The sequence below is a fragment of the Citrobacter sp. SX206 genome (assembly GCF_024181025.1).
Classification (GTDB): domain Bacteria; phylum Pseudomonadota; class Gammaproteobacteria; order Enterobacterales; family Enterobacteriaceae; genus Citrobacter; species Citrobacter youngae.
The window spans coordinates 3,258,936-3,278,959 of sequence record NZ_CP049738.1 but is presented as its reverse complement, the minus strand read 5'-3'; the positions used below and the strand labels follow the sequence as shown (position 1 = coordinate 3,278,959).

The 20,024-nt window shown below is 52.4% G+C and carries 22 protein-coding genes; 6 read left to right on the top strand and 16 right to left on the bottom strand.

Going from position 1 to position 20,024, the window contains the following annotated elements; genetic code table 11:
- Nucleotides 1–91: 91 nt before the first annotated feature.
- A complete protein-coding gene (gene pagP, locus G8S19_RS16040) occupies nucleotides 92–655 on the top strand; it encodes a lipid IV(A) palmitoyltransferase PagP (protein WP_048212304.1) in 564 nt (187 codons plus the stop codon).
- Nucleotides 656–844: 189 nt separating this feature from the next.
- Nucleotides 845–1,054, top strand: coding sequence for a transcription antiterminator/RNA stability regulator CspE (cspE, locus tag G8S19_RS16035; RefSeq protein ID WP_000034825.1), 210 nt, complete (start codon nucleotides 845–847; stop codon nucleotides 1,052–1,054).
- Between the two features lie 51 nt (nucleotides 1,055–1,105).
- Here cspE and crcB read toward each other — a convergent pair whose 3' ends face one another.
- Nucleotides 1,106–1,489 carry a fluoride efflux transporter CrcB gene (gene crcB, locus G8S19_RS16030; RefSeq protein WP_043015566.1) on the bottom strand — a complete coding sequence of 128 codons (384 nt, stop codon included), beginning with the start codon at nucleotides 1,487–1,489 and terminating at the stop codon, nucleotides 1,106–1,108.
- Between the two features lie 90 nt (nucleotides 1,490–1,579).
- Between crcB and G8S19_RS16025 the strand changes: the two genes are divergently transcribed.
- A complete protein-coding gene (locus tag G8S19_RS16025) occupies nucleotides 1,580–2,368 on the top strand; it encodes a deaminated glutathione amidase (protein WP_124021309.1) in 789 nt (262 codons plus the stop codon).
- A gap of 128 nt (nucleotides 2,369–2,496) precedes the next feature.
- Complete coding sequence (tatE, locus tag G8S19_RS16020) at nucleotides 2,497–2,700, top strand: twin-arginine translocase subunit TatE (protein WP_101742395.1); 204 nt, start codon at nucleotides 2,497–2,499, stop codon at nucleotides 2,698–2,700.
- A gap of 98 nt (nucleotides 2,701–2,798) precedes the next feature.
- On the opposite strand, the gene lipA is transcribed toward tatE, so the two are convergent.
- The 10 genes from lipA to G8S19_RS15970 all read right to left on the bottom strand — a co-directional run bounded on the left by lipA (nucleotide 2,799) and on the right by G8S19_RS15970 (nucleotide 12,266).
- Nucleotides 2,799–3,764, bottom strand: coding sequence for a lipoyl synthase (gene lipA / locus G8S19_RS16015; RefSeq protein WP_003022702.1), 966 nt, complete (start codon nucleotides 3,762–3,764; stop codon nucleotides 2,799–2,801).
- Between the two features lie 206 nt (nucleotides 3,765–3,970).
- The gene (gene lipB, locus G8S19_RS16010; RefSeq protein ID WP_048212301.1) at nucleotides 3,971–4,612 is read right to left on the bottom strand and encodes a lipoyl(octanoyl) transferase LipB; all 642 of its coding nucleotides are present in this window, start codon (nucleotides 4,610–4,612) and stop codon (nucleotides 3,971–3,973) included.
- 113 nt (nucleotides 4,613–4,725) lie between these two features.
- Nucleotides 4,726–4,989, bottom strand: a complete 264-nt coding sequence (ybeD, locus tag G8S19_RS16005; protein WP_000850547.1) for a DUF493 family protein YbeD — start codon at nucleotides 4,987–4,989, stop codon at nucleotides 4,726–4,728.
- A 106-nt stretch (nucleotides 4,990–5,095) separates the two neighbouring features.
- The gene (gene dacA / locus G8S19_RS16000) at nucleotides 5,096–6,307 is read right to left on the bottom strand and encodes a D-alanyl-D-alanine carboxypeptidase DacA (protein WP_048212300.1); all 1,212 of its coding nucleotides are present in this window, start codon (nucleotides 6,305–6,307) and stop codon (nucleotides 5,096–5,098) included.
- Between the two features lie 142 nt (nucleotides 6,308–6,449).
- Nucleotides 6,450–7,553: an endolytic peptidoglycan transglycosylase RlpA gene (rlpA, locus tag G8S19_RS15995; RefSeq protein WP_061067511.1), complete on the bottom strand. Its 1,104-nt coding sequence runs from the start codon at nucleotides 7,551–7,553 to the stop codon at nucleotides 6,450–6,452.
- Between the two features lie 10 nt (nucleotides 7,554–7,563).
- Entirely contained in the window at nucleotides 7,564–8,676 is a 1,113-nt protein-coding gene (gene mrdB / locus G8S19_RS15990; RefSeq protein WP_003022718.1) for a peptidoglycan glycosyltransferase MrdB, read from the bottom strand.
- A gap of 2 nt (nucleotides 8,677–8,678) precedes the next feature.
- Nucleotides 8,679–10,580 carry a peptidoglycan DD-transpeptidase MrdA gene (mrdA, locus tag G8S19_RS15985; RefSeq protein WP_048212298.1) on the bottom strand — a complete coding sequence of 634 codons (1,902 nt, stop codon included), beginning with the start codon at nucleotides 10,578–10,580 and terminating at the stop codon, nucleotides 8,679–8,681.
- A 30-nt stretch (nucleotides 10,581–10,610) separates the two neighbouring features.
- The gene (gene rlmH / locus G8S19_RS15980; protein WP_003022725.1) at nucleotides 10,611–11,078 is read right to left on the bottom strand and encodes a 23S rRNA (pseudouridine(1915)-N(3))-methyltransferase RlmH; all 468 of its coding nucleotides are present in this window, start codon (nucleotides 11,076–11,078) and stop codon (nucleotides 10,611–10,613) included.
- A 3-nt stretch (nucleotides 11,079–11,081) separates the two neighbouring features.
- Nucleotides 11,082–11,399, bottom strand: coding sequence for a ribosome silencing factor (gene rsfS, locus G8S19_RS15975; RefSeq protein ID WP_003022728.1), 318 nt, complete (start codon nucleotides 11,397–11,399; stop codon nucleotides 11,082–11,084).
- Nucleotides 11,400–11,654: 255 nt separating this feature from the next.
- Nucleotides 11,655–12,266: an adenosylcobalamin/alpha-ribazole phosphatase gene (locus G8S19_RS15970; protein WP_101743288.1), complete on the bottom strand. Its 612-nt coding sequence runs from the start codon at nucleotides 12,264–12,266 to the stop codon at nucleotides 11,655–11,657.
- Nucleotides 12,267–12,363: 97 nt separating this feature from the next.
- Between G8S19_RS15970 and cobD the strand changes: the two genes are divergently transcribed.
- Nucleotides 12,364–13,458, top strand: a complete 1,095-nt coding sequence (cobD, locus tag G8S19_RS15965; RefSeq protein ID WP_061067513.1) for a threonine-phosphate decarboxylase CobD — start codon at nucleotides 12,364–12,366, stop codon at nucleotides 13,456–13,458.
- On the opposite strand, the gene nadD is transcribed toward cobD, so the two are convergent.
- Genes nadD through leuS form a run of 4 tightly spaced genes read right to left on the bottom strand, consistent with a single transcriptional unit; the run spans nucleotide 13,433 to nucleotide 18,297 of the window.
- Nucleotides 13,433–14,074, bottom strand: a complete 642-nt coding sequence (nadD, locus tag G8S19_RS15960) for a nicotinate-nucleotide adenylyltransferase (protein WP_086523834.1) — start codon at nucleotides 14,072–14,074, stop codon at nucleotides 13,433–13,435. The genes cobD and nadD overlap by 26 nt on opposite strands.
- A 1-nt stretch (nucleotide 14,075) precedes the next feature.
- A complete protein-coding gene (holA, locus tag G8S19_RS15955; RefSeq protein WP_115600775.1) occupies nucleotides 14,076–15,107 on the bottom strand; it encodes a DNA polymerase III subunit delta in 1,032 nt (343 codons plus the stop codon).
- Nucleotides 15,107–15,700: an LPS assembly lipoprotein LptE gene (gene lptE, locus G8S19_RS15950; RefSeq protein WP_048212293.1), complete on the bottom strand. Its 594-nt coding sequence runs from the start codon at nucleotides 15,698–15,700 to the stop codon at nucleotides 15,107–15,109. Before lptE ends, holA begins: the two co-directional genes overlap by 1 nt.
- Before the next feature lie 14 nt (nucleotides 15,701–15,714).
- Nucleotides 15,715–18,297, bottom strand: coding sequence for a leucine--tRNA ligase (gene leuS, locus G8S19_RS15945; protein WP_253685536.1), 2,583 nt, complete (start codon nucleotides 18,295–18,297; stop codon nucleotides 15,715–15,717).
- 235 nt (nucleotides 18,298–18,532) lie between these two features.
- On the opposite strand from leuS, the gene G8S19_RS15940 reads away from it, so the two are divergent.
- A complete protein-coding gene (locus G8S19_RS15940) occupies nucleotides 18,533–19,015 on the top strand; it encodes a zinc ribbon-containing protein (protein ID WP_005121423.1) in 483 nt (160 codons plus the stop codon).
- 41 nt (nucleotides 19,016–19,056) lie between these two features.
- On the opposite strand, the gene rihA is transcribed toward G8S19_RS15940, so the two are convergent.
- Nucleotides 19,057–19,992 carry a pyrimidine-specific ribonucleoside hydrolase RihA gene (gene rihA, locus G8S19_RS15935; RefSeq protein ID WP_061067516.1) on the bottom strand — a complete coding sequence of 312 codons (936 nt, stop codon included), beginning with the start codon at nucleotides 19,990–19,992 and terminating at the stop codon, nucleotides 19,057–19,059.
- Nucleotides 19,993–20,024 lie beyond the last annotated feature (32 nt).

Sequence of the window (20,024 nt, the reverse complement as noted above, 5' to 3'; positions counted from 1 at the left end):
TTCTGATTTTTTATTAGCGCATCTTTGTTAAGCTAACATTAAGGTTTTGTTTGCTACAATTAATACTAACTCCCAGGATGGTAATTAAGTCGTGATTGTCGCTAAACGTTATTTTCTCATTTTTTCATTTCTTTTTATTCAGTTAGCCTTTATTCCTCAGGGTTTTGCTGAGGATAAAGGGTGGTTTGATACTTTTAAAGATAATGTCAGTGAAACCTGGCAGCAGCCTGAGCATTATGATCTGTATGTGCCGGCCATTACCTGGCATGCGCGTTTTGCCTACGATAAAGAGAAAACCGATCGCTACAACGAACGTCCCTGGGGTGCAGGATTTGGCCAGTCCCGTTGGGATGATAAAGGTAATTGGCACGGGCTCTATATTATGGCCTTCAAGGATTCCTTTAATAAATGGGAGCCGATTGGCGGCTATGGCTGGGAAAAAACCTGGCGACCGCTGGCCGATGATAATTTCCGTCTGGGGCTGGGCTATACAGCTGGTTTCACCGCGCGCGATAACTGGAACTATATTCCCGTGCCATTGATCCTGCCGTTGGCATCGATAGGCTATGGGCCGGCAACGTTCCAGATGACCTACATTCCGGGTACGTATAACAACGGAAATGTCTACTTTGCCTGGATGCGTTTCCAGTTTTGACAGGCTACCTGTATTGTCAGGTGGATTATTATAAACTTGTTTAAAAACAGATGGATACATTGTTTGTCCGAAAAATAACGCGACATTTATCACTTTTTGACAAAGTTCGACTGGACAAAGTGCATCACAATTGTTGTACTGATACCCGACACAGCATTTGTGTCTATTTTTCATGTAAAGGTAATTTTGATGTCTAAGATTAAAGGTAACGTTAAGTGGTTTAATGAGTCCAAAGGATTCGGTTTCATTACTCCGGAAGATGGCAGCAAAGACGTGTTCGTACACTTCTCTGCAATCCAGACCAATGGTTTTAAAACTCTGGCTGAAGGTCAGCGCGTAGAGTTCGAAATCACTAACGGTGCCAAAGGCCCTTCTGCTGCAAACGTAATCGCTCTGTAAGCATACGACAGCAAGCATTCAAAACCCGCTTAATTGCGGGTTTTTTTTCGCCTAGTGTGCAGGAGAGGCAGAAACCAGCCAGAATGCCAGAGCCGTCATCGCAAATGAACCCAACAGGTTAACCAGCACATTCACCATTGCCCAACCAAAGCGTCCCTCTTGCAGCAAAAACACGACTTCTGCCGAGAAGGTTGAAAACGTCGTCAGTCCTCCGCAGAAACCGGTGGTAATGAGCACTTTCCACATTGGATCAATGTTTGTCATGCGGTTAAACCACGCCAGCCCCATGCCAATAATAAACGCGCCAATCAGATTTGCTGCCAGCGTACCGAATGGGATGGCCTGATGCAGCGGATTGAACCGCATGCTTAACATCCATCTTGCTACGCTTCCTGTACCGCCACCGATAAAAACTGCTAAAAGGAGTTGTAACACTGCATAATCCTGCTATTTGATTGTATATAGCATGAGTGTAACGCTGAATAATCGTTGTTGGCGAGCTTAACCCATTTTTCTGGAGGGAATATGTTTGTTGCAGCAGGGCAATTTGCCGTGGGCCCCTCGTGGGAAAAAAATGCGGAAACGTGTGTCCAGTTGATGTCTCAGGCCGCAGGAGAAGGCGCATCTCTGTTGGTGTTGCCGGAAGCGCTGTTGGCCCGTGACGATCTCGACCCCGATCTATCGGTGAAGTCAGCCCAGCTACTGGAAGGTGGTTTTCTGACGCGGTTACAGCAAGAGAGTGCGCAAAATGAGATGACGACGATTCTGACGATTCATGTTCCCTCTGTACCTGGCCGGGCGTTGAACATGCTGGTTGCGCTACGGAGAGGTCGGGTTATCGCCCATTACGCAAAATTACATCTCTATGATGCCTTTTCGATTCAGGAGTCGCGGAATGTCGATGCAGGTGAGGCTGTAGCGCCATTACTGGACGTAGACGGATTAAAGGTAGGGTTAATGACCTGCTATGACCTGCGCTTCCCTGAGCTGGCATTGGCGCTCGCGTTACAGGGGGCTGAAATCCTGGTCTTACCGGCGGCCTGGGTGCGAGGATCGCTCAAAGAGCATCATTGGACAACGCTGTTGGCGGCAAGAGCTCTGGATGCAACCTGTTATGTGATTGCTGCGGGGGAGTGTGGTAATAAGAATATCGGTCAAAGCCGGGTTATCGATCCGTTTGGCGTGACGATTGCCGCTGCGGCGGAAACGCCTGCGCTGATAATGACGGAGGTTTCTGCTGAGCGGGTGAGGCAGGTCAGGGCGCAACTTCCTGTGTTACGTAACCGCCGCTTTGCGCCACCGCAATTATTATGACGTTTTTTTAAACAAGGCTTGATTCACCTTGTTACAGATTGCTATTGTGTGCGCGCGTCGAAAGGCCGTTAATATTCTCAGGTTAATATGGCGCTTTATGCAGCCTGGTTTAAGTTAAGAAGGTATCTATGGGTGAGATTAGTATTACCAAACTGCTGGTGGTTGCCGCACTGGTCGTTCTGCTGTTTGGTACCAAGAAGTTACGTACGCTGGGTGGAGACCTGGGGACGGCAATCAAGGGCTTCAAGAAAGCAATGAACGACGATAATACCGATGCCAGCAAAGAGGCTGATGGTAGCGTTCAGGCTGAGAAGCTTTCTCATAAAGAGTAATGTCAGGAGCATGATGCTCATACTGCATACTCTGCATGAAAAAAAACCGGCGATTTGCCGGTTTTTTTATTGCTGATATGTAAGTGAGTATTACACGATTACTTCACTTCCAGCCCTTTGGCCTGCATGTCAGCATGGTATGAAGAGCGAACGAACGGACCGCATGCCGCATGGGTAAAGCCCATCGCCATGGCCTCTGCTTTCATCTCATCGAACTCATCCGGGCTTACATAGCGTTGCACCGGCAGGTGGTGACGGCTTGGCTGTAAATACTGCCCCAGCGTCAGCATGGTCACACCATGACTGCGCAGGTCACGCATAACCTCAATGATTTCAGCATTGGTTTCGCCCAGACCCACCATCAAACCCGATTTGGTCGGGATCTCCGGATGCGCTTCCTTGAAACGTTCCAGAAGCTTCAGCGACCAGTTGTAGTCCGCCCCAGGGCGTACGTTACGATAAATACGCGGTACGTTTTCGAGGTTGTGGTTAAACACGTCTGGCGGCGTGGCGGTGAGGATATCCAGCGCGCGATCCATACGACCACGGAAGTCAGGCACCAGCGTTTCGATTTTAATCGACGGGCTTTTCTCACGAATAGCGGTGATACAGTCAGCAAAGTGCTGAGCGCCGCCGTCACGCAGATCGTCGCGGTCAACGGAGGTAATGACAACATAGCGTAGCGCCATGTCCGCAATCGTCTGGGCCAGTTTTAACGGTTCGTTAGCATCAGGGGCAACCGGGCGACCATGGGCAACGTCACAGAATGGGCAACGGCGAGTACAGATTGCGCCGAGGATCATAAAGGTCGCGGTCCCGTGGTTGAAACATTCTGCCAGGTTAGGGCAGGACGCTTCTTCGCAGACAGAGTGCAGGCCATTTTTGCGCATCGCTGCTTTGATACCCTGGATGCGAGTGGAGTCCGCTGGCAGTTTTATTTTCATCCATTCCGGCTTACGCAGCAGGGCTTCGCGCTCTGTTGCTACATTTTTTACCGGGATAAGAGCCATCTTATCGGCATCGCGGTATTTAACACCGCGTTCCATCACAATGGGTTTACTCATAGCTTGCGTGTTCCAGTTGCGAATTACGAAGGAAAGCGTTTCAATTCAAGGGAATGTTGCATTTATCAACTATTTTTGAATTAGTGATACGCAGTATATCATTGAAACGGGCCAGAAAGCAGCCTGACAGGCTGGCAAAATGTAAAATAGTTGTTGTTTTGTGCCATTTGCCACAACATATGCTGCGGCAAACGATAACCTGTTTCTCAGTCTGCGATGTACTCGTGGGGGGGATTGCCCAACAGCGCTAAAATGTTAGCCAGCAGACGAGGACGCACGCTCTCGGTCGTGGCTGCGCTATCCCACTGCGATACTTTCGCCATCTCCATTCCGGCGTAACCACAAGGATTGATACGCAGGAAAGGCGACAAATCCATATCCACGTTGAGCGCTAAGCCGTGAAACGAACATCCTCTACGAATACGTAATCCCAAAGAGCAGATTTTCTTCTCCCCGACGTATACGCCAGGCGCATCAGCGCGCGGATGGGCGTCAATACCTATCTCCGCAAGCGTATTCACCACGGTTTGTTCCAGCAGTGTTACCAGTTCACGCACGCCCAGTTTGCGGCGTTTGAGATTCAACAGAACATACATAACCTGCTGACCGGGTCCGTGGTATGTCACCTGACCGCCCCGATCGCTCTGGATCACCGGAATATCACCGGGCATCAGTACGTGCTCTGCTTTACCGGCCTGACCCTGGGTAAAGACAGGATAATGCTCTACCAGCCAGATTTCATCATGACTATGTTCATCGCGGGTATCGGTGAATTCGTGCATGGCCAGAGAGACTGGCTCGTAGGGTTGAAGACCGAGCTGGCGGACAAGAATTTTATCCTGATACAAAACGGCATCTCCGTAGATACTCACATAGAGTAGAGAATGTTAAAGAGGGGAAAAGTATATCACAGGGGGGAGGGGTTACCCGAGCGGGGATGCAGCGGGTAACCGACAGGCTTTTACAGCACCATACGTACGATATCGATATTACCTAATTCTTCGTACAGTGTTTCAACCTGCTCAATGTGTGTCGCATTAATAGTGATAGAGACCGAGTGGTAGTTGCCTTTGCTGCTCGGTTTTACCGTTGGGGAGTAATCACCTGGCGCATGGCGCTGTACCACTTCAACCACCTGATCAACCAGCTCAGGCAACGCCTGCCCCATTACTTTGTAAGTAAATGGAGTAGGGAATTCAAGCAGTTCGTTAAGTTTGGTTTTCATGTCAGCTCCGGCGTTACATCAAAAAATAATAACTCCCACGGCGCGTGGGAGTTATCTGGATACCTAGTATATGGGGACGTAAATCACACTTTCAAGTGTTCGATTTTTAGCCAAACCAGTGATGGAACATTAATTTAATGTAATCAATGATTTTACCAAAGAAGTTGCCTTCCGGGATTTCCTGCAGAACCACCAGCGGACGCTGTTCAATGGTTTTGCCATCAAGCTGGAAGTTGATGGTGCCGACAACCTGGTTTTTCTGCAGCGGTGCATGCAGTTCCGTGGTGTTCAGAACATAGCTGGCTTTCAGATCTTTCATGCGGCCGCGTGGAATAGTCAGGTACACGTCTTTATCGACACCTAATGACGCACGATCGGTATTACCAAACCAGGCCGGTTCTGAAGCAAACTCTTTGCCGACTTTCAGCGGGTTCACGGTTTCAAAGAAACGGAAGCCCCAGGTCAGCAGTTTTTTACTTTCGGTTTCGCGGCCTTTATAGGTGCGACCACCCATCACGGCGGAGATCAGACGCATCTGGCCTTCGGTTGCGGATGCAACGAGGTTGTAGCCAGCTTTGTCAGTGTGGCCGGTTTTGATACCGTCAACATTCAGGCTGTTATCCCACAGCAGACCGTTACGGTTGAGCTGGCGGATACCGTTAAAGGTGAACTCTTTTTCTTTATAGATAGAGTATTCGTTGGGCACGTCGCGAATTAGCGCCTGACCAATCAGTGCCATGTCACGGGCCGAGCTGTACTGACCGTCAGCATCGAGACCATGAACGGTCTGGAAGTGGGTGTTTTTCAGGCCCAGCGCATTCACATAGCTGTTCATCAGGCCGACGAAAGCATCCTGGCTTCCGGCTGCGAAGTCCGCCATTGCCACGCAAGCATCGTTCCCTGATTGCAGGTTAATACCACGGATCAATTGAGAAACAGGAACCTGCATGCCAGGTTTGAGGAACATCAGCGATGAACCTTTAAAGACCGGGTTGCCCGTAGCCCAGGCGTCGTTGCCGACGGTGACCAGATCGGTTTCTTTGAATTTCCCGGCTTTCATCGCCTGGCCGATGACGTAGCTGGTCATCATTTTGGTCAGGCTGGCGGGGTCACGGCGAGAGTCCGCATTTTGTTCTGCGAGAACTTTGCCTGAATTGTAGTCAATCAGGATATACGACTCCGCATCGATCTGCGGAACACCCGGGATCATGGTTTTAATATTCAGGTCATCTGCATGGGCAGCAGAAAGAGAGGCTGCGCAGAGAGCCGCGGTGAGCGCCATGCGCTGCACGAAACGAGCGGAAAAAGTGGTCTTCATGGTCTGAACTACGACGTCCGTGGTGAAATTAAAAAAAGTGCCCTACTATAGCAAATGCATAACTGGCAGGCATCTGACTTTCCGCGTGACTTTGTTAATGTCATTTACAGAAATTGACAATTCAGATGCCTGGTTTACGTTATTACACGCCGGTGATGAAGGACTGTAATTGCGCCTCGGATTGCAGACGCTGCTGCAGTGTGGAGGCTTCAGCCTTGCTGGCGAATGGCCCCATCTGAATACGCCAAACGGCACCGTTTTGCACAACCCGGCCCGGAACGCCAAACTGCTGACTTAAACGCTTTTGATACTGCTGTGCACGCGCCTGCTCGCTTACCGCACCAACCTGAACGACGTAACGACCGTTGGCTGCAGCTGCCGGAGTGGCAACGGCGACGGCTGGTGCTGCTGCGACAGTCGGTGTTGTGGCTGGCGCAGTCACAGGGGCAGCCGGTTGTGGCGCTGGCGTCGGTTCACTACCTTCAAGCACGCCGGAAGCGAGCGTAGTCGGCGCACCGAGGAAACCACCGCTGTTTACTGGTGCTCCGGTAGGGTCATCGCTTTTCAGCGTGGAATTGCTGATCGGGCGGATATCTCCTTGCGGCTGACCCGCATCCGGTGTAGCAGGCATGCTGCCACCGCCGCTTAAATCAGGGCGAGAGGGCAGGGCATAGGTTTGTTTGGCCACTGTCGTACAGGCCATACCTGGGCCGGACAGAGAACCATCCTGTGCGACAATGATAGGATCGATACGCACTTTCGTGTTGTTAGATGTGTTCAGACGATCGGCTGCTGCTCGCGACAGCGAAACGACGCGATCGTTGCCATATGGGCCACGATCGTTAATGCGTACGACGATCATTCGACCGTTTGCCAGGTTAGTAATTCTGGCATAGCTTGGAATGGGCAGCGTCGGGTGCGCAGCAGTCAGCTGCATCGGGTCGAACGCTTCACCTGATGCGGTCAAATTACTTCCTGGCTCCGCATCGTAAATGGCGGCCAGTCCAGCCTGGCTAAAGCGGGAGGGATCCTGGACTATCTTGTAGCTCTTACCGTCACGCTGATAGTCCTGATTCGCCGTTGGGTTCAGGGGTTCAAAACGCGGATCGGCTCCGCTGATTTCAACAATCGGACCATTACACACCGCAGGTTGCGGCGCGACGGCAGCCTGTTGCTGACCATCATCACTTGAACACGCCGCGAGCATTCCTGCTGCGATGCAGATTCCAATCCACTGCTTACGCATTGCGTACCCCTTACACGCTTTTTGACAACATTTTTCTATGGGTGTGGATCGACATGACAATCCCGAACCCGGCCATCAGCACGATCAGTGCAGAGCCTCCGTAACTGACCAGTGGGAGTGGAACCCCAACTACAGGCAGAATACCGCTCACCATACCAATATTTACGAAGACATAAACGAATAATATCAACATTAAACCACCGGCCATGACGCGACCAAAGGTCGTTTGTGCGTGGGCGGCGATCCACAATCCGCGCATAATCAGCAAAATGTACAGGGCAAGCAGGATTAAAATCCCTACCAGACCCAGCTCTTCCGCCAGTACTGCAAAGATAAAGTCAGTATGACGTTCGGGCAAAAACTCCAACTGCGACTGCGTACCATGCAACCAGCCTTTGCCGCGTAGCCCACCTGAACCAATAGCAATTTTAGACTGAATAATGTGATAGCCCGCGCCCAGCGGATCGGTTTCCGGGTCGAGAAGCATCATCACGCGTTGTCGCTGGTAATCATGCATCAGGAAGAACCACAGTATTGGAATAAATGCGGCCACCAGAACCACAGCAACGCCGATTAAACGCCAGCTCAAGCCGGAGAGGAACAAGACAAACAGGCCGGAAAGCGCAACCAGGATTGAGGTGCCGAGGTCAGGCTGCGCGGCAACCAGCAGCGTGGGCATAAAAATGAGTACCAGCGCTATAGCCGTATTCTTCAGCGAAGGTGGGCAGACATCGCGGTTGATAAAGCGCGCCACCATCAGTGGGACGGCTATCTTGGCGATTTCCGAGGGCTGAAAACGCACGATTCCCAAATCCAGCCAACGTTGTGCGCCTTTGGAAATGGCGCCGAAGGCATCGACAGCAACCAACAGGATGATACAGAAGATATAGAGGTACGGCGCCCAACCTTCATAGACTCTGGGAGGAATTTGCGCCATCACCACCATGATGACCAGCCCCATAGCGATCTGGCCGACCTTACGTTCCATCATGCCAATATCCTGGCCGCTGGCGCTCCAGATGACCAGCGAGCTGTAGACCAGCAGAGCCAGCAAGATAAGCAACATTGTGGGATCGATATGAATTTTGTCCCAGAATGTTTTTTTGTTCGGATTATCCGTCACGATTATTGGTCCTCACCTGCTGCAACCGCCGGGTTTTCAGCAGGCAGATTGGTGTTGTTGTCACCCAACATAATGTGGTCAAGGATCTGGCGCATGAGTGTACCTACAGCCGGACCGGCCCCACCGTTTTCGAGGATCATCGCGACAGCGACCTCGGGTTTATCATAGGGCGCGAATGCAGTCATCAGTTTGTGGTCACGTAAACGTTCGGCGATCTTATGTGCGTTATAGGTTTCATTGGCTTTCAGGCCAAATACCTGCGCGGTACCGGATTTCGCCGCAATTTTGTAGGGTGCGCCAGCAAAATACTTGTGCGCAGTCCCATTAGGGCGATTCGCTACACCGTACATACCGTCTTTGGCGATTTCCCAGTAGCCAGAATGAATGTCACCGACAGGAGGCTCATGTGGCTGTACCCACGGCACTTGCTTGCCGTTTTCCGCTGTGCTCATCAGCAGATGCGGGACTTTCACCATGCCGTCGTTGATGAGGATCATCAGCGCTTTACTCATCTGGATAGGTGTTGCTGTCCAGTAGCCCTGACCGATACCGACAGGGATTGTATCACCCTGGTACCAGGGCTTTTTAAACCGTTTTTGCTTCCACTCGCGGGTTGGCATGTTACCGGCGCGCTCTTCAGCGAGATCGATGCCCGTATAATGGCCGTAACCAAACTTGCTCATCCACTCAGAAAGACGGTCAATCCCCATATCATAGGCGATTTGATAGAAAAACGTATCAGCGGACTCTTCCAGAGAACGGGTGATGTTCAGATGACCGTGACCCCATTTTTTCCAGTCACGGTAACGTTTCTCTGAACCGGGTAATTGCCACCAGCCCGGATCAAATAGCCCGGTATTGCGGGTAATAACGCCTGCGCTTAACGCAGAGACCGCCACATAAGGTTTAACCGTGGACGCCGGAGGGTAAACGCCTTGCGTGGCGCGGTTAACCAGTGGCGTATTGGGGTCATTGAGTAACCCGGAATAATCTTTGCTGGAGATGCCGTCCACGAACAGGTTCGGGTCATAGCTTGGCATAGAGACCAGTGCCAGGACACCACCAGTACGCGGGTCTGTGACCACGACGGCGGCACGGCTACCCGCCAGCAGCGTTTCAATGTATTGCTGGAGTTTCAAATCAAGCGTCAGATAGATATCGTGCCCGGCCTGCGGCGCCACTTCTTTAAGCTGGCGAATAACGCGGCCGCGGTTATTGACTTCAACCTCTTCATAACCGGTTTGACCATGAAGTACGTCTTCGTAATAACGTTCAATACCCAACTTACCGATGTCGTGCGTCGCCGCGTAGTTGGCCAGCTTGCCGTCTTTATCCAGGCGTTCAACGTCTTTATCGTTGATCTTCGATACGTAGCCGATCACGTGGGTCAGTGCAGAGCCGTAGGGGTAATAGCGGCGTTTATAGCCTTTAACTTCGACGCCAGGAAAACGATACTGATTCACGGCAAAGCGTGCGACCTGAACTTCAGTCAGGTTGGTTTTTACCGGAATAGAGGTGAAGCGGTGTGAACGGGCGCGCTCTTTTTTGAAGGCGGCAATGTCATCGTCCGTCAGATCGACGACGTTACGCAGCGCGTCGAGCGTATCCTGAATGTTGTCGACCTTTTCCGGCATCATTTCTATCTGATAAATGGTGCGGTTAAGGGCGAGGGGAATTCCGTTGCGGTCATAAATGATGCCGCGGCTGGGGGCGATAGGCACCAGTTTGATGCGGTTCTCGTTCGAACGGGTCTGATAATCAGTAAAGCGAACGATTTGCAGATTATAAAGATTGGCGATTAGCACGCCAGTGAGCAGCAAAATCCCCAAAAAAGCGACCAGCGCCCGGCGCACAAACAGCGCGGACTCAGCCGTATAGTCGCGAAAAGAATTCTGTAGTTTCATCCGCTGCTTAATCTACTCAAGAATCAATGATCACTCACGGTGATAAGGATGGTTGGTGGTAATGCTCCACGCCCTGTACAGACTCTCTGCGACCAGCACCCGGACAAGAGGGTGGGGAAGGGTTAATGCAGAGAGTGACCAGCTTTGCTCCGCTGCCGCTTTACAGGCGGGGGACAGTCCTTCCGGTCCGCCAATCAACAGACTGACGTCACGACCATCCAGTTTCCAGCGTTCCAGCTCGGTCGCCAGTTGTGGCGTGTCCCAGGGTTTTCCTGGGATATCAAGGGTGACGATGCGGTTTTTGCCTGCGGCGGCCAGCATCTGTTCACCCTCTTTGTCGAGAATGCGCTTAATGTCCGCGTTCTTGCCGCGTTTTCCTGCCGGGATTTCGATCAGCTCAAAGGGCATGTCTTTCGGAAACCGGCGCAGGTACTCCGTAAAGCCGGTTTGCACCCAGTCAGGCATTTTCGTACCCACAGCGACAAGTTGCAGCTTCACGCATTAACTCCAGAGTTTTTCCAGTTCATACAGGCGACGGCTTTCTTCCTGCATCACGTGGACAATCACATCACCAAGATCGACGACGATCCAGTCAGCTACGTTTTCGCCTTCTACGCCAAGCGGCAGCAGACCGGCGGTGCGAGACTCCTGAACAACGTGATCGGCGATAGACATGACATGGCGGCTGGACGTGCCAGTGCAGATAATCATGCAATCGGTGATACTGGATTTGCCCTGAACATCTAAGGCGATGATGTCTTGACCTTTCAGGTCATCAATTTTGTCGATTACAAAATCCTGGAGTGCTTTACCCTGCAAGTGTTCCCCCTGGGTGAAAAAGAGTTAAAAACGTCTGTTAGTATACCTGAACCAGAGGCGATATCGGGACAAATGTCTCCGAAAGCGCTTTTGAGGTGCGCTATCATCCCACCCCACGCAACAGAATGCATCGCCATTTTTGTAAAACAATTTCTGCAAAGCTCTGAAAGGCGGGAAAAGTCAGGTTGCGGAGAATAGCAGCCTGTCATAGGGTGTCAATGGGAGAGAGGCCCTTCGGCAGAAAAAACAGTGCATTCACTCACCCTCGTGCCACACGGCGCGACTATTGAGAACTTTCAGAACTGCAAAGTCGTCACAAAAATCAATGGCACTCCAGCATCCCTGTTCGATGCGAAAGTGCCACATGGCGGCCGTGGGCATGGACAGCAGCCGGGCCACCAGTACGCTCAGCACGCCCTGATGACTTACCACCAACAGATTTTTACTGTCTTTGTATTCAGCAAGCTGAGCAATGAAACGTTCAACACGCTGTGAAAATGCCTGAAATCCTTCGCCATTAGTTGGGGTTGCGTTCTGCCAGTCGTTACACCATACGGCATAATTTTCAGCGTCTTCGCGCACAAGATCGCGATGATGGCGCATTTCCCAGTCGCCAAAGAACATCTCATTAAGTTCAGGCATGACACGCACAGGAACATCGCGTTCCGCCAGAATCAGTTGGGTTGTATGGCGGGCGCGTTCGAGTTCGCTGCACAGAACGTTGTCGAAAGGGACATTGCGTAGCAGCCCACTCAGTGATTGCGCCTGAACAATCCCCCGTTCCGTTAGCGGTGTGGGGGCATGACCGCTGTATAACCCAGCGACATTGGCTTCGGTTTCTCCGTGACGTACTAACCAGAGTCTCATTTTTTCCTCTTGGGGCTATTCGCACAAAATATGATGCTTGCCCTGATTGCGCAGAGATTTTTTCAATAAAATACCCCTTTTTAACTGGAGCGGCACGATGTCTTTATTGAAGAGCGCGCACGGCGGTAATACCCGAGAAGCCGCCGCATTGTTGGGCATCCCGCCTGAGCAATTGCTGGATTTTAGCGCGAATATTAACCCGCTGGGTATGCCCGCAACCTTAAAATGCGCGCTTATCGACAATCTGGACAGGGCTGAATGCTACCCGGACGTTGACTACACCCAGTTGCATGCGGCGCTGGCGCAGCATCACCAGATACCTGTTTCGTGGATCCTCGCGGGGAATGGCGAAACAGAATCTATCTTCACCCTGGTTAATGGGCTCAAGCCGCGTCATGCGATGATTGTTGCCCCTGGATTTGCTGAATACCGCCGGGCGCTGGAATGGGGAGAATGTGCGATCCATGAATTTGCGCTGCGCGAGGAGGATGGCTGGCAGCTCACCGCCACGATCCTTGATGTGTTAACGCCAGAGCTGGACTGCCTTTTTCTCTGTACGCCCAACAACCCTACAGGGCTATTGCCCGATGGTCATCTGCTTGCTGCGATAGCAACGCGCTGCGCTGAATTGGGGATTACCTTGATTCTGGATGAAGCCTTTATCGATTTTATTGCCGGGGAGGAGGGTTTTATTCCGCGGCTACAAGAGAATCCGCACATTTGGGTTCTTCGCTCGCTGACCAAGTTCTATGCGATACCGGGGTTGCGACTGGGTTATCTGGTCAATAGCGATGAACAGGCCGTGGCACGGATGCGCAGCCGACAAATGCCGTGGTCAATTAACGCATTTGCCGCGCTGGCGGGAGAGATGATTCTTAGCGATAGCGCCTACCAGCAGGCGACGTGGCAATGGCTGGCACAGGAAGGACAGCGATTTGATCAACAATTGCAAACACTGCCCGGCCTGACAGTCTATCCCGGTCGGGCTAACTATCGGCTGTTACGCTGCGATCGACTGGATATCGATTTGCAAAAATCACTGCTGGAACAACATGTTTTGATCCGCAGTTGTGCCAATTACCCTGGCCTGGACGCGCGTTATTACCGGGTTGCTGTTCGCAGTAAGGACGAAAATGACCGCCTGTTGGCGGCATTAAACAACACGCTTAGCGGTACAAACCCTGCTGGTTGATATAGTCGAGCACGGCGCGTGGCAGTAAGTCGTCGCACGGCTCGCCTTTTTCCAGGCGTTCGCGGATAAGCGTGGCGGAGATATTGAACCACGGCGTTTCGGCAAGGTAAATCTTACCTGCCGGCAGGTTATGCAGATCATCTGCCGTATGGGTCAGATGATTTTCCAGCCACTGCTGGTGCTGTTCCTGTGCCATTTCGAGCGGGTAACCCGGGCGTCGACACACGATAAGATGGGTGTTGTCCAGAATCGTGTCGTAGTCATGCCAGGAAGGAAAGGTCAGCAGTGAATCCTGACCAATAATGAATGCCAGCGGTGCATCCGGGCCTTGTTCCACACGCCACTCTTGCAGCGTTTGCGCGGTGTACGAGGCGGTATCGCGTTTTAGCTCGCGTTCATCCAGTGAAAACAAAGGTTTGTCGGCAATGGCCAGCTCAAGCATATGTTTACGCTGAGCGCTGGAGGCTTCCGGTTGCGCACGATGTGGTGGCACGTTATTGGGCATGACAATGACCCGAGAGAGGCCAATCAGATTAGCCAGAATTTCAACGGGTTTCAGATGACCATAATGCACCGGATCAAAGGTGCCACCGAACAGAGCCTGCAATGATTTCATATCAACCATCAATAAAAACATCTGCCAGTGATTTATGGCAAAGCAACAGGGAAAGTCCCTCAAGCTCTGCCCACACTGACTGACCATAGTCTTGTTTAAGCGTAATTTCCGTACGTGTTAACAGCGTGACCGCCTGACGTAACTGCGTGGGAGTCAGCCGGTTTAACGCTTCTCCCATCATGCCACGGCGATTTTGCCATACCCGATGTTTGTCGAACAATGCCCGTAATGGGGTATGAGCCGACTGCCGTTTCAGGTTCACCAGCAGTAATAATTCCCGCTGCAGAGTACGTAACAAAATAACGGGTTCACTGCCTTCAAGACGGAGCTGTTGCAGAATATGCAGCGCGCGTTTGCTTTTGCCCATCAGCAGCGCGTCCACCCAGTGAAACGGGGTAAAGTGCGCGGCATCGTTAACGGCTTGCTCCACACGAGGCAATGTTAATTTACCGTCAGGCCAAAGTAGCGACAACCGCTCCAGCGCCTGCGCTAACGCTAGCAGATTGCCTTCGTAGCAATAGCATAAGAGTTGGTTGGCGGCGTCATCCAACTGCAGATTATGATGTTTCGCCCTTGCGGCTACCCAACGCGGAAGCTGTGCCTGTTCAGGTGTCTGGCAACTGACCAGTACCGCGTTATTCGCCAGTCCGGTATACCATGCGGCGTTTTCCTGGGCTTTGGTCAGCTTGTTACCACGAACAATAAGCAGCAGATCGTCATGTAGCAGTGTGACGAGCGAGGCAAGTTGTTCGTTAATGGCGGCATTGGGGCCATTTTCTGGCAGCTGCAGGAGTAACGTTTGACGGCTGGCAAACAGGCTCATCGCCTGGCAGAGTGAAAAAATTTCCCCCCAGTCGGTGCTGTTGTCCAGGGTGAAAGCGTGGTGTTCTTCGAACCCTTGCGTTGCGGCAGCCTGGCGGATGGCATCCTGGCTTTCCTGCAATAAGAGGGGATCGTTACCTAAGAGTAAATACGCCGCGCGCAGCCCTTCATTGAGCTGTGCGCGGAGTTGTTCAGGGTACAACTTGAGCATCAGTTACCCAGCGTGGTGGAAACACGCGCCGGAGAGGAGGACGCTGGCGCTGCAGTTTTCACTGCAGGCTCGACGTCATCGCCGGATGACTGAACATCAGCAATATGTACGCTTGGCAGTTTACGAATCAACTGCTCGGCCGCCTTGTCGTACATCTCTTTAACGATCATCTCCTGCTCGTTATCCTTCGCCAGTGCCGCTTGCGGGTTGTCGAAGAATGAACGATAGACTTTAGCGCTGATCGGGTAAATATCATGGCCCGGGATCAGGACTGAAGCACTCACGGACATCACCATCTGGTATTCAGCGGTTTGACCGTTCTGGAACACGGACGCGGTATCCTGCGAAATGCTGACCGCGCCAAGGCGTAAGGACGGAACGTCTTTGCGCGTTGAGCTGTCTTCCAGCAGTGTAACGCCATTCAAACGCAACTGATTACGCACCGCCCGGCTTAACGGGCCGTTCGGATCACCCGTGACCAGAATCATGGTTTTCATCGTGGGGGGAACCTGCGTAGTACTACGCAGATGCCAGCCACACCCGGCGGTGACCAGCACCGCCAGAGATAACAACAATGTTGTCAGAAATCGCACGCTTCCTCCCGCGCTTAGCCAACGACCAGATTGAGGAGTTTACCCGGTACATAAATCACTTTACGTACGGTAACGCCATCAAGATATTTTGCCACCAGAGGCTCCTGGCCAGCACGTTCACGAACCTGCTCTTCAGTGGCGTTTACCGGAACGGTGATTTTGCCACGTACTTTGCCGTTTACCTGAACCACAACCAGCGTTGAGTCTTCAACCATTGCGGCGTCATCAGCTACCGGCCACGGCGCATTGTCGATATCGCCTTCGCCTTTCAGCGCCTGCCACAGGGTGAAGCAAACGTGTGGGGTGAACGGGTTGAGCATGCGTACAACGGCCAGCAGCGCTTCCTGCATCAGGGCACGGTCCTGCTCGTCTTCCTGCGGTGCTTTCGCCAGCTTGTTCATCAGTTCCATAATCGCCGCAATTGCGGTGTTAAAGGTCTGACGGCGACCGATATCATCAGTCACTTTAGCAATGGTTTTGTGCACGTCGCGACGCAGCGCTTTTTGATCTTCCGTCAGTGCAGCAACGTTCAGCGCCGGAGCATCACCCTGTGAAGTGTGCTCATAAACCAGTTTCCAGACACGCTTCAGGAAGCGGTTTGCCCCTTCTACGCCGGATTCCTGCCATTCCAGGGTCATATCAGCCGGAGAGGCGAACATCATGAACAGACGCACGGTGTCCGCGCCGTAACGTTCAACCATGACCTGCGGGTCGATACCGTTGTTTTTGGACTTGGACATTTTGCTCATGCCGGTATACACCAGTTCATGGCCTTCAGCATCCTTCGCCTTAACGATACGACCTTTTTCGTCGCGCTCAACGATGGCGTCAACCGGAGAAACCCAGTTGCGTTCGCCGTTTGTGCCAACGTAGTAGAACGCATCGGCCAGCACCATTCCCTGACACAGCAGCTGTTTAGCCGGTTCGTCAGAGTTGACCATGCCCGCGTCGCGCATCAGTTTGTGGAAGAAGCGGAAGTAGAGCAGGTGCATGATGGCGTGTTCAATACCGCCAATGTAGATATCAACCGGCAGCCAGTAGTTTGCCGCTTCTGGGTCCAGCATGCCTTCGTTGTACTGCGGGCAGGTGTAGCGCGCGTAGTACCAGGAGGACTCCATAAAGGTATCGAAGGTGTCGGTTTCACGCAGGGCAGGCATACCGTTAACGGTGGTTTTCGCCCACTCCGGATCGGCTTTGATCGGGCTGGTGATACCGTCCATGACGACATCTTCTGGCAGAATTACCGGCAGTTGATCTTCTGGTGTCGGCAGTACGGTACCGTCTTCCAGCGTCACCATCGGAATTGGCGCGCCCCAGTAACGCTGACGGGAAACACCCCAGTCGCGCAGACGGTAGTTAACTTTACGCTCACCGACACCCAGAGCGACCAGCTTGTCGGCAATGGCGTTGAACGCGTCTTCGAAGGCCAGGCCGTCAAACTCACCGGAGTTAAACAGCACGCCTTTTTCGGTCAGTGCCTGCTCGGACAAATCCGGCTCTGCGCCTTCAGAAGTCAGAATTACCGGCTTGATGGACAGGCCATACTTGGTGGCAAATTCGTAGTCGCGCTGATCGTGACCCGGAACGGCCATCACCGCACCGGTGCCGTATTCCATTAGGACGAAGTTTGCCGCCCAAACCGGGATTTCTTCGCCAGTCAGCGGATGAACCGCTTTAAAGCCGGTATCGACGCCTTTTTTCTCCATGGTCGCCATTTCGGCTTCAGCAACCTTGGTGTTACGGCATTCGTCAATGAAGGCAGCCAGTTCCGGGTTATTTGCCGCCGCTTTTTGCGCCAGCGGATGACCTGCGGCAACGGCCAGGTAGGTCGCACCCATAAAGGTGTCCGGGCGGGTAGTGTAGACGGTCAGCGTGTTGTCGTAACCAGTCACGTCGAAGGTGATTTCCACACCTTCAGAACGACCGATCCAGTTACGCTGCATGGTCTTAACGGTATCAGGCCAGTGATCCAGGTTATCCAGATCACGCAGCAGTTCGTCTGCGTAAGCGGTGATTTTGATGAACCACTGTGGGATCTCTTTACGCTCAACTTTGGTATCGCAACGCCAGCAGCAGCCATCGATAACCTGTTCGTTCGCCAGTACGGTCTGGTCGTTAGGGCACCAGTTCACCGCAGACGTTTTCTTGTACACCAGGCCTTTTTTATACAGCTCGGTGAAGAATTTCTGTTCCCAGCGGTAATATTCCGGGGTGCAGGTCGCCAGCTCACGGCTCCAGTCGTAACCGAAGCCCAGCATTTTGAGCTGGTTTTTCATATAAGCGATGTTGTCGTACGTCCACGGTGCCGGGGCGGTGTTGTTTTTTACCGCTGCGCCTTCCGCAGGCAGGCCGAATGCATCCCAGCCAATAGGTTGCAGGACGTTTTTACCCAGCATGCGCTGATAGCGGGCGATTACATCACCGATGGTGTAGTTACGTACGTGGCCCATGTGTAGTCGACCAGAAGGATAGGGAAGCATAGACAGGCAGTAATACTTCTCTTTGCTCTCGTCTTCGGTAACTTCAAATGTGCGCTTCTCATCCCAGTGAAGCTGTACTTTGGATTCTATCTCTTCCGGGCGGTATTGCTCTTGCATGGCAGCCAGTGGTCCTGTTTTCAATACAGCTACAAACGTAGCTCTAGATGTGGTGTTTCAGATCCGCATAGCATAGCCCAAACGCCCGCGTCAAAACAGCCTTTCGCGCATTCAGCGTTGAATTCCCGCAAGGATAATTCTGACACGAATTTACACACTCTGTGGACAGTCTTGCAAAGCGTAGCGTAAATAACGTCTATTATTATAGACAGTTAACGACCCAGGAGGCGAAGCGATGAACAAGGTTGCTCAATATTACCGTGAACTGGTGACGTCACTCAGCGAACGTCTGCGTAACGGCGAACGCGATATTGATGCGCTGGTGGAGCAGGCGCGTCAGCGAGTTATGCAGACCGGGGAGTTAACCCGAACCGAGGTGGAGGAACTCACAAGGGCCGTCAGACGCGACCTGGAAGAGTTTGCACTCAGTTATGAAGAAAGTCTCGATGAGGAGACAGACAGCGTCTTTATGCGGGTTATCAAGGAGAGTATCTGGCAGGAACTGGCCGATATTACCGATAAAACGCAGCTCGAATGGCGCGAAGTGTTCCAGGATCTCAGTCATCATGGGGTTTATCACAGCGGCGAGGTGGTTGGGTTGGGGAATCTGGTCTGCGAGAAGTGTCACTTCCATTTAGCGGTGTACACTCCGGATGTGCTGCCGCTGTGTCCGAAATGCGGACACGATCAGTTCCAAAGACGGCCATTTGAGCCGTAATCGCTTATTGCCGGATAAGCGTTAGCGCCGTCCGGCGTGTATCAGGCGTAAAACTTCAGCCGTTCCGCCAGCAGATCGACAAATCCCTGGCGATCAACGTCCACCATCACGGTGGCGTTTGGCTTATTGCCGCTCAGGAAGTAGTAGTCCACCACGGTCATGCCCTGCGTGTATTTGCCCTGAGTTTCCACACCAACCCAGCGATCAACGGTGGTAAACAGTTCCGGTTTCAGTAGCCAGGCAATAGTGCAGGGGTCGTGCAGCGGCGCGCCGATGAATCCCCATTTTTCGTCTTTGTGATATTCAAAGAAGAAGTCGAGTAGTTCAGCAACGATCGTTGAAACAGGATTGCCAATAGCGCGGAACCGTTCGGTATCTTCGCGATGTATTTGCGCTTTATGCGTGACGTCCAGACCCGCCATCACCACCGGAATGCCCGACTGGAATACGATTTCAGCGGCTTCAGGATCCACGAAAATGTTGAACTCAGCGGCGGGCGTCCAGTTTCCGAGCCCCATCGCACCACCCATTATCACGATACGGGCGATTTTAGCGTGCAGTTCAGGATGGCTATTCAGTAGCAATGCCACGTTGGTTTGCGGCCCGGTGGAGACAATGGTCACTGGCTCTGGGCTGTCACGCAGGGTTTTCGCCATCAGTTCCACAGCGGTACAGGTCTGTGGGGCAAAGGCGGGTTCCGGGAGCGCCGGGCCATCTAACCCACTCTCGCCGTGGACGTTATCGGCAATAATCAGATCGCGCATCAGCGGTTTCACAGCGCCACCGGCGACGGGAATATCACTACGATTGAGCAGTGTTAGCATGCGTAATACGTTACGCAGCGTTTTGTCGGGCGTCTGGTTCCCGGCTGACGAGGTTACCGCTTTCACATCCAGTTCAGGTGAGGCGAGGGCGAGAACAATTGCGATAGCGTCGTCATGACCTGGATCGCAATCAAACAGGATAGGAAGTGCCATTGTTGCTCCTTGTAAGTGGGACTCTGTGACAA